The organism is Plectonema radiosum NIES-515, assembly GCF_025753815.1.
Taxonomy (GTDB): Bacteria; Cyanobacteriota; Cyanobacteriia; order Cyanobacteriales; family Nostocaceae; genus Hassallia; species Hassallia radiosum_A.
Genome location: NZ_JAOWRF010000082.1, coordinates 1 through 1,295 on the forward strand (window position 1 = coordinate 1; position 1,295 = coordinate 1,295).

The window sequence follows — 1,295 nt, forward strand, 5'->3', positions numbered from 1 at the left end:
ATTGCAGGCAACCGAGAAGCGCTATAATACAATACCGTTCAGTTAAGCCTGAAATCCTCTGTAGAGACGCGAAATTTCGCGTCTCTACATGCCGAAATCAATACCAAAAATCCTTAACACCAAGCGTATTGCGCTATAATAACTTTGCTTTTTCTGTTTATAATAAAAAACCCAGCGCGATCGCACTGGGCTTTTTGTTTAAAAACAATATTTTAAATTTTTCCTCTTCTTTGAGTGAAAATAATTTTAAACTGTCTTTGATTTGCGTTTGAGAAATGACCCAGCACTTACAGCACCGAAAGCTAGTAAACCTAACATAGAACTAGGTTCAGGAACACTAGTCAACTGTGCTACAGACCTATTAGTTCGGAAGATAGTGTAATGGGTGTTTCCAGAAGTTCCCGCTTGTAACTGACTATCAGTAGTGGTATTGAGAAACTCTGCGTTTTGGGCAATTCCAGAAATATTACCCCAAGGGCTGGTAGCATTAGCTCCTACTCCATTAGTTCCCCGGTATTGTGCACCAGTCCAATTCCCTGCTAGAATTTCCTCAGCCAATTCTCCGTTCTTTGGAAGATTTCCTTCAAAGCGATCGCCGTTGGACAAGTAACCCTGGTCACGTTCACCAACTGACACTTCCCGAGTAAAGGGGTTAGAGTTTTTGCTGATTATATATTCCCAATCGGTTGACTTACTAAGCAATGTCTGACCGTTAGAAAATTTAAATTGACCGAGCCAAGATTCATCTACGCTTTGATCGTCCCAGGCAACCACATATAAGTAATCCGCTGCATTCACTTTAAAATCAAAACTTTCTGGGGTAGACCAATTATATCCTCCTTGACTACCTGAGCTTCCGAGTTCGTTACGACCGACTAAATTCAGTGATTTTCCAGCTTTGTCTCCATAGAATAATCCGTAGTGATTATCTGCGGTTACGGTTGCGGTTGCGTTGAGCGACGTTGCCATTGCTTGACCTGTACCGACAATTGCTAGACCAACTGTGAGTAATGTGCCAGTTAAAAAGCTTTTTAAAGTAGTAAACATTGATTTATTTCCTTTCGATTTGTCCTATCGATACCTTGACACCTCGGATAAATAATTGTCTACTTTAAGTTCTATTTTTTACTAAAACCTTTTATTATTTTAATTGCGCTAAAGATGAGATAAAGTTCATCCGCAGAAAGGGTTACAAGATTCCATTTTTTCTAATAATTTAAGTGGATATATTTATGTTTTTTTTCTAAAAGTATATTTTAAATTAAATAGTATTCCGTACTTAAGTAAAGTCCACT

1 protein-coding gene is annotated in these 1,295 nt (G+C 38.4%); it reads right to left on the reverse strand.

Going from position 1 to position 1,295, the window contains the following annotated elements:
* Positions 1–246 precede the first annotated feature (246 nt).
* The gene (locus OGM63_RS05105; protein WP_263744418.1) at positions 247–1,047 is read right to left on the reverse strand and encodes a PEP-CTERM sorting domain-containing protein; all 801 of its coding nucleotides are present in this window, start codon (positions 1,045–1,047) and stop codon (positions 247–249) included.
* Positions 1,048–1,295 lie beyond the last annotated feature (248 nt).